This window comes from Streptomyces sp. NPDC056486 (assembly GCF_042795295.1).
GTDB lineage: Bacteria > Actinomycetota > Actinomycetes > Streptomycetales > Streptomycetaceae > Streptomyces.
Map to the genome: position 1 here is coordinate 1 of NZ_JBHTSF010000273.1, position 7,421 is coordinate 7,421.

Annotated in this window: 7 protein-coding genes; 3 read left to right on the forward strand and 4 right to left on the reverse strand. The window is 70.3% G+C overall.

All coding sequences use genetic code 11. The features are described 5' to 3' along the window. Nucleotides 1–13: 13 nt before the first annotated feature. Nucleotides 14–1,609 carry an MFS transporter gene (locus tag ACFQ7F_RS44645; RefSeq protein ID WP_383285107.1) on the reverse strand — a complete coding sequence of 532 codons (1,596 nt, stop codon included), beginning with the start codon at nucleotides 1,607–1,609 and terminating at the stop codon, nucleotides 14–16. A 153-nt stretch (nucleotides 1,610–1,762) separates the two neighbouring features. Beyond that, the gene (locus ACFQ7F_RS44650) at nucleotides 1,763–2,242 is read right to left on the reverse strand and encodes a MarR family winged helix-turn-helix transcriptional regulator (protein WP_383285110.1); all 480 of its coding nucleotides are present in this window, start codon (nucleotides 2,240–2,242) and stop codon (nucleotides 1,763–1,765) included. 203 nt (nucleotides 2,243–2,445) lie between these two features. Between ACFQ7F_RS44650 and ACFQ7F_RS44655 the strand changes: the two genes are divergently transcribed. From ACFQ7F_RS44655 to ACFQ7F_RS44665, 3 genes are all read left to right on the forward strand, one after another. After that, entirely contained in the window at nucleotides 2,446–2,946 is a 501-nt protein-coding gene (locus tag ACFQ7F_RS44655) for a SigE family RNA polymerase sigma factor (RefSeq protein WP_383285113.1), read from the forward strand. After that, nucleotides 2,939–3,286 carry a hypothetical protein gene (locus ACFQ7F_RS44660; RefSeq protein WP_383285116.1) on the forward strand — a complete coding sequence of 116 codons (348 nt, stop codon included), beginning with the start codon at nucleotides 2,939–2,941 and terminating at the stop codon, nucleotides 3,284–3,286. The genes ACFQ7F_RS44655 and ACFQ7F_RS44660 overlap by 8 nt, the downstream gene beginning before the upstream one ends. 140 nt (nucleotides 3,287–3,426) lie before the next feature. Beyond that, complete coding sequence (locus tag ACFQ7F_RS44665) at nucleotides 3,427–4,677, forward strand: mannosyltransferase family protein (RefSeq protein ID WP_383285119.1); 1,251 nt, start codon at nucleotides 3,427–3,429, stop codon at nucleotides 4,675–4,677. Nucleotides 4,678–4,897: 220 nt separating this feature from the next. Here ACFQ7F_RS44665 and ACFQ7F_RS44670 read toward each other — a convergent pair whose 3' ends face one another. Continuing rightward, complete coding sequence (locus ACFQ7F_RS44670) at nucleotides 4,898–6,202, reverse strand: MFS transporter (RefSeq protein WP_383285122.1); 1,305 nt, start codon at nucleotides 6,200–6,202, stop codon at nucleotides 4,898–4,900. 77 nt (nucleotides 6,203–6,279) lie between these two features. Continuing rightward, a complete protein-coding gene (locus tag ACFQ7F_RS44675; RefSeq protein ID WP_383285125.1) occupies nucleotides 6,280–7,287 on the reverse strand; it encodes a hypothetical protein in 1,008 nt (335 codons plus the stop codon). Nucleotides 7,288–7,421: the final 134 nt, after the last annotated feature.

Sequence of the window (7,421 nt, forward strand, 5' to 3'; positions counted from 1 at the left end):
CTGCACGCGCTTCCTAGTGCCGCGCGGCCGAGGTGCGCCGCAGACCCGCCGCCGCACCGACGGCGCCGAGCAGGCAGAGCACCCCGGTCACGGTCACGGCCGTGTGCACACCGTTCATGAACGCCTGGCCGCTGCCGTCCACGACCGCCGCCTTCACCCCCGCGGACATGTCGGGCGAGACCGGGGCCGCGCCCATCGCCACCGCGTCCTCGGCATCGTGGAGCCCGACCGCAAGAGGCTCAGGGACCCCCGCGCCGGTCAGCTCCCCGGTCAGCGTCGAACCGACCCGGCTGCTGATGAGCGAGACGAGGACGGAGGTGCCGAGCGCGCCGCCGATCTGCAGGGCGGTGGCCTGCAGCCCACCGGCCACGCCCGCGTCCTTGACGGGAGCCTGACCGACGATGGCGTCGGAGGACGCGGCAAGGACCATGCCGACGCCGAGGCCGAGCGCGACGAAAGGCGGCCACATCGTGGCGTACGACGAGTCGGTGTCCCAGGTGAGCATGCCGAACGCGGCGGCGGCCTGGAGCAGCATGCCGAGCGGCATCGTCAGGCGCGGCCCGAAGCGTGCGGTGAGCGCCGCGCCCAGCGGGGATGCCACCAGGGAGGCGAGGCTGAGCGGCAGGGTGCGCACACCGGCCTCGACCGGGGAGAAGCCGCGCACATTCTGCAGGTACAGCATCACGAAGAAGATCACGCCGAGCATGACGAAGAAGTTCAGCGCGGTGATGACGGCGCCGGTGGTCAGTGCCCGGCTGCGGAAGAGCCGCATCGGAAGCAGCGGATGCGCCACGCGGGTCTCGTACCAGCCGAAGACGCCGAGGAGCAGCAGACCGACACCGACGGACCCCAGGGTGCCCGCCGAGGCCCAGCCCCAGGTCTCTCCCTTGACGACGCCGAAGACCACGCACAGCAGCGCGACGGCGAGCAGGACGACCCCGAGGACGTCGAAGCGCTGCGGCTCGGCGGCGCTCTCGCTCTTGCTCTGTGGCAGTACGGCGGCGCTGACCAGCAGGGCGATCACGCCGATGGGGGCGTTGATGTAGAAGACGGACTCCCAGGAGACGCTCTCCAGGAGCAGTCCGCCGACGATCGGCCCGAGGGCCGTCGACACCGCCGAGACCATGGCCCAAATACCCACCGCCATACCGAATTTGCGCGGCGGGAAGGCGGTGCGCAGCAGGCCCAGAGTGTTGGGCATCAGCAGGCCGCCGAAGAACCCCTGCACCGCCCGGAAGGCGATGACGCCCACGACCGACCCGGACAGGCCGATGGCGACCGAGGCGAGCGTGAATCCGATGACGCCGACGATGTAGAAGGTGCGGCGCCCGAAGCGGTCACCGAGCTTGCCGCCCAGGATGAGGGAGGCGGCCAGGGCGAGCAGATAGGCGTTGGTGACCCACTGGAGGTCCGCGGTTGACGCCTTCAGGGCGCGACCGATCTCCGGGTTGGCGATGGCGACGACGGAGGCGTCGAGCTGGACCATGAAGAGGCCGAACGCGACAGCGATGAGCGTCAGCCAGGGATTGGCGCGCCTGCCTGTGGGTGCCTGCGCCTCCGGCGGGGAGTGTGCGGGCAGGGGAGAAGAATCCACGGTGGTGGACGGCATGAAGGTGCCTTGTCTGTCGAGAGAGTGACGAAAAGGGGGAAGCGCACGGCCGGCGTCAGAGCAGCGGTGGGCCGGGACGTGCGGAGAGCCGTGCGCACGGTCGGAAGCGCCCCCGTGCGGGCAGGGCGGTCCCCTCGACGGGGTGAGCCGGGACTATTCCGCCGGAGGCGCTACGTGCAGCTGCCGCGTCAGCGAGGCAAGGGCGCCGACGGCCGAGCCGAGCGCGTCGCGCTCGCCCTGCGTGAGGAACTGCAGGGCGCGCGCGAGGTGTTCACCCTCGAGGCGCCGGACCTCGGCCAGCTCACGCCGGGCGCGGGAGGTCAGATGCAGATGCGCGATCCGCTTGTCGTCCGCGTCCTGCCTGCGCTCGATGAGGCCCTGCTCGGTGAGCTGGGAGACCAGAGCGCTGACGTTGTTCGGCCGCATCAGAAGCGCGTCGGCGGCCTCACGGACGGTGGGGCCTTCCTCCTGCGCCACGAGGCGAAGGAGCGCGAGCTGGGCCTCCGGAGGCTTGGGGTGCGCGAAGTCCCGGCCGACGTGCCGGTCGAGGGCCCGGTTCAGCGCGGGCAGGCTCGCCGCGAGCTCGGAGGCCACACGGTCGAGGTCCTGGGCGGATGCGCTGGAATCGGGCATGACCGGAGAGTACCTCTCTGCATATAGGTATGTCCAAAGACATTGTTCTGCGGGTGCTCCTCCGCGGGCGCTGCTCCATGAGTGCTGTTCCGCGGGTGTCGTCGCACGTGACGACGATCACTCCTCCATCTCTGCGCCGATGTAAACCGGATCGGCCCCGGCAGGCGTATGCCTACTGAAGCGAAAGAGATCCAGGAGTGCCGTTGACCGTCGAGGAGTTCGAAAAGTTCTATGCGCAGACGGTCACGCGTCTCACGGGGCAGCTGTACGTCATGCTCGGCGACCTGCACGAGGCGCAGGACGTCGTGCAGGAGGCGTTCGTACGAGGCTGGCGGCATCGGCGCCGGCTCGAACGCGACGGACAGCCCGAAGCGTGGATCCGCACCACCGCCTGGCGTCTCGCGGTGAGCCGCTGGCGTTTCGGGCGGCGTACGGCGGATGCCTGGCAGCGCAGCGGCGCACCGCCGGACACCGAGGGCCCCGGTCCCGAGGCGGTGGTGCTCGTCGACGCGCTGCGCACCCTGCCCGCCCAGCAGCGCCGCACGATGACCTTGCACTACCTGTGCGATCTGAGCGTCGATCAGATCGCCGGTGAGACCGGCCTGTCCAGCGGCACCGTCAAGACACATCTGTTCCGTGGGCGAGCCGCACTCGCCCACCGCCTCAAGGACCTGCGCGTCGAGGAGGAGGCTTTCGATGCCTGAGCCGCACGACCCGTTGCGCTCGCTGTTCCATCAGGCCGCCGACCGCGGCCAGGCCCAGGCGGGGCCGCCGCCCTTCGCGCGGATCGCCGAGCGCGGCAGGAAGACGCAGCGCCGCCGGCGCGCCGCGTTCGCGCTTGCCGCGTGCCTGGTCCTGGGGGGCGGTGGAGCGGCGGCGGCCACGCTGCTGCCGGGTGATCCGGCGCCGGTCCCTCCAGCGAACGCGCCGTCCCGGCCCGCGCCGTCCCCGGGGGACACCGCCCCGCCGCCCACCTCCATGTCGTCAACGGAATCGAGCCCTCCGCCGTCCAACAGCGCCAGCTCGGGCCCGCCCGCGCGCTGAGCCGCCGAGCGCCGTACGCCTGGTTCTGCGACTGACCGACCACCCCTCACGCCCCTGAACACCCCTGTTCCGACACCCCGTGACCCGGCGGGCCCCACCGGGCGATGCCGCATGCCCGCACCCACCCGGAAGAGCCCTTTATGTCACCTTTCATATCCTCTTCGGTCACGCGGCCCTCCGAGCGCCCGACAGTCCCCGTACAGCCCGGCAACAAGCCACCGGAGCAGCCCCGGCTGCCCCTGCCCGCCGACCGCGCCACCCTGCGCCTCTCGCCCGCCGACCGTGAAGTGCTGTGGCTGTACCTGCTGACGCGCCTGGCCGTCTGGATCACCGCCTACTGTGCCCGCTGGCTCTACCCCGCCAAGCCGGACACCCGCTACCCGGACAGCGTCCTCGCTCCCTTCGAGCACTGGGACTGGGCCCACTACGTGAACATCGCGCGCGACGGCTACTTCCCCGGCGGCGCCGGGCCCGGACTCAGCGACTGGGACAACCGGGAGGCCTTCTTCCCCGGCTTTCCGCTCCTGCTGCGCGCCGTCCACCTCGTGGTGCCGCACTGGACCGTGGCCGGGCTGCTGATCTCCTTCGCCGCAGGGGCCGTCGCTGTCCTCGCCCTTGCCCGGATCGCCCGCCTCCACTCGGGGCACCCGTCCGCAGGCCGACGCGCCACCCTGTTCCTGCTGCTCTCGCCGTGCGCCGTGTTCCTGGCCGTCGGCTACACCGAGGCCCTCTTCCTCGCCCTCGCGCTGCCCGCCTGGCTCGCGGCCCAGCGGCACAACTGGGCGCTCGCCGCCATCTTGGCGGCCCTGGCGAGCACCGTCCGGGTCACCGGGCTCTTCCTGGCCGCGGCCATCGCCCTGCACTTCCTGCTGACCTCCCGCACCCACCGGCACTGGCGCTCGTTGCCGTGGCTGGCTCTGCCCGCGCTCCCGGCCGCCCTCTACAGCTGGTATCTGCACGCGCACACCGGTGACTGGATGGCCTGGCAGCACGCACAGGAACGCGGCTGGCACCGCGTCTTCCACACCCCGTGGGAGGCGTGGTCCCGCACCTGGGACGTCGCCTTCTCCCACATCCAGACCACCGGGTACGCCGGTATGTTCCAGGCCGAACTCCTCGCCATGGCCGTAGGACTGCTCCTCCTCGCCCTACTGATCCGGCGCCGCCGCTGGCCCGAAGCCCTCTACCTCGCCCTCAACCTCTGGGCTCTGGGCACCTCGTACTGGTACATGTCCATCCCCCGCGCCACCCTCGTGTGGTGGCCGCTGTGGATCGTCCTGGCCGACTGGAGCCTGCGCCGCCCGCGGTTCACCACGATCTGCCTGTGCCTGGGCGCCCCGCTGACGACGGTCGTCACCCTCACCTTCCTGACGGGACGCTGGGCCGGTTGAGGCCATCGGCCGACTCCCGTGGTCGGAGCACATGCTCAGCCGAAGGCCACCTGCACGTACGGCAGTTAACAGGCCGTGCGCTCAAGTACGGGAAGCTGTTCAGCCGCCCACGCAAGACACTCGACTGGGAAACCCCAGCCGAGCGCTTGTCTAAAATGCTCGCGGCGTGATCAACCAACCACGGCGTTGCAACGACCCCTCGAATTCGCCCGCGCCGTCCTCAGGCATCCGCGGCCATGTGGCGTGGAGGGCGCCGGTGGCGGCCCTCGGGCTCCGGTGCGAGGGCGATGCTGACGAGGGGAACGCGCCGTGTGATCAGCGACACCGACATCGCGCGGGACGCCGTCATCACCAGGACGATCGCCGCGACGACCAACGTCACCGCCGCCCCGCCCAACGCGATCGCCGCACGGGGGCCCCATGTCTGCGCCGCCCAGCTCGCGGCCAGGGTGCCGAGGAACCAGCCCGCACGGTAGACGAGTTGGAAGATCGCCATCACCCGGCCGCGGAACTCCGGCAGCGTCTGGAGCTGCGCCAGGCTGAGCAGACCTGCCCGCAGGACAAGGGAGACCACTCCGACCGGGAGCAGCACGATGCCGAGCGTCAGCAGGGACGGCATGGCTGCGGTGGCGAGTTCGAGGATCCCGAGCAGGAGGCTGTTCACAAGCACCGTGCCCAGCACGACGTTGGTGCGCCAGGTCAGCCAGCCCCCGATGAGGGAGCCGACGGAGATGACGGCGAGCAGGATGCCGTACGCCCCGGCCTGTTCCGTGAGTTCACTGGCCGTCAGCAGGAGCAGCAGCGAGGGGAGACTCGTGCCGAAGAGGCCGACGGTGCCGATGACGAGCAGCAGGAGGGTGAGGCCGGGGCTGTGCCGCACGTACCCCCAGGCGCCGACCGCCCGGGGGCGCCCGCCCACCCGTCGGGGACGGGCGTGGAGTTGCGCCGGGCGGACCAGGAGGAGCGCTGTGAGCATCGTCAGGTAGGAGAGCCCGTTCAGCAGGACCACCCCGCCCAGGCCCACCGCCCCCAAGAGCGGCCCGGCCAGGGATGAGCCCACGACCAACGACAGGTTGAGGATGACGTTGTTGAGCGTGACCGCCCGCCTGAGCAGAGCATCGCCCGCCATCTCCGAGACGAAGACCTGCTCCGTCGGCAGACCGATCGCGTTGATGCTGCCGACGCAGAGCGCGCTGACCACGAGGTGCCACACCGCGAGCGAGCCGCTGTACGCCAACAGGCCGAGCGGCAGGGCAAGGAGAGCGAGCAGGGAGTGGGTGCACAGCAGCACCCGGCGCGGCGAGAAGCGGTCGGCAGCCACTCCTCCCACCTGGCTGAACAGCAGCATCGTGAAGATCGGTGCCGCGGTGACGACGCCGAGCACGAGTGCGTCGTGGCTGAGTTGGTACGTGAACCAGCCCAGTGCCACGAGGTAGGTGTTGGTGCCGATCTGGGAGACGACCAACCCGGTGTAGTAGAGCCGTGGATTGCGGGACGCGAGAAGGCCTGGCGTTGTGTCGGCCATCCTGTCCGGCTTTACGCCGGGTGTCCCGTCCGGCGTCGCATCGCCCGTTCTGTGCGCCGTGCCGCCCGTTGGCTCCGTCATCCGGCGACCTGTGCGTACAGGTCGGACACGCTCTCCATGAAGGCGTCGGCCGACAGACCTTCCTCCGCCAGCGCCCGCACGTCCCGCCGGTCGCTGTCCAGTGCCTGGCGGATGTCCGTCATGACGAGGGACGGGTCGCGGTCGCTGACGGCGCCGGTGAGGTTGTACCGCATGAGGGAGGCCATGTTGTCCGCCGTGATGGGGCCGGCGTAGTGGTGGCCCGCGCAGAGGGTCGGAATACCCATTGCCATGGCTTCCATCGCACCACGCCCGAGAGAGATGACCACGTCCATCTCCCCGAGCAGGTTGGGTATCGATTGGCACGGCACGTGGTTGATGAGGATGATCTCGCTGCCGAAGCGGTCGCTCATGTCCCAGAAGCCCGGGCCGTCGCCCGCCACGTACACGAGGAACTCCTCGCGGTCGATGTTCTCGACGATCCGGCCGAGGAGGGCCTCGCGCCCGGAGTCCAGCCGGCAGTAGAGCAGGACTCGCGGTCGCCGCGTGTGGCTCTTGGCGAGGACGGCGGGAAAACGCTCCAGGTCGACGCCTTGGTGGACGAGGACTGGCAAGTCCGGGGGAAGGTATTTCCCCTGCAGTGACAGCGCGTTCTCCGTCATGCACAGGAAGCGCGCGCAGCGCGAGACGAGGTAGTCGGACGAGCGGCGACCCGCGTGGTGGACGATCCTGAACGCCGGTATGTGTTCGTCGAATTGCATCAGCATCTCGTCGGGCACCTCGTCGACCAGGATCAGATCGGTCTTGCCCGCCGGATCGATCTCCTCCGTCACGGTGACGGAGTCCATGCCGCGGAACGTCGAGGTCAGGGCGAAACTGGAGAGAGTGTCGACGGTGAGCCGCACGGTGTGGCCCGCTCTGCTCATGGTCCTGATCAGGTCGAGGACGAAGCTTTGCTGGCCGTAGGTGTGGTAGCGCCCGTGCTGGCTGTACTTTCCGTCGTAGATCGCGTTGCTGCCGGTGGCGAGCAGGTAGGTGATGTGCACGCTTCCTCATCGGGTCGCTGAGTGGGGGGTGGGGCGTGAACGGGGCCCTGCGCCGGGCACGCCCCGGGGCGGGGGGGCACCCTGGCGGGACCCCGCGCCGTCAGGAGCGCCCCGCGGGCCCCGCCCCCGGGACG

Excerpts from the sequence above, each read along its gene's own strand:
- ACFQ7F_RS44660 (WP_383285116.1), top strand. The coding sequence starts at position 2,939 with ATGCCTGAGCCGCACGACCCGTTGCGCTCGCTGTTCCATCAGGCCGCC.
- ACFQ7F_RS44645 (WP_383285107.1), bottom strand. The coding sequence starts at position 1,609 with ATGCCGTCCACCACCGTGGATTCTTCTCCCCTGCCCGCACACTCCCCG.
- ACFQ7F_RS44665 (WP_383285119.1), top strand. The coding sequence starts at position 3,427 with ATGTCACCTTTCATATCCTCTTCGGTCACGCGGCCCTCCGAGCGCCCG.
- ACFQ7F_RS44670 (WP_383285122.1), bottom strand. The coding sequence starts at position 6,202 with ATGGCCGACACAACGCCAGGCCTTCTCGCGTCCCGCAATCCACGGCTC.
- ACFQ7F_RS44650 (WP_383285110.1), bottom strand. The coding sequence starts at position 2,242 with ATGCCCGATTCCAGCGCATCCGCCCAGGACCTCGACCGTGTGGCCTCC.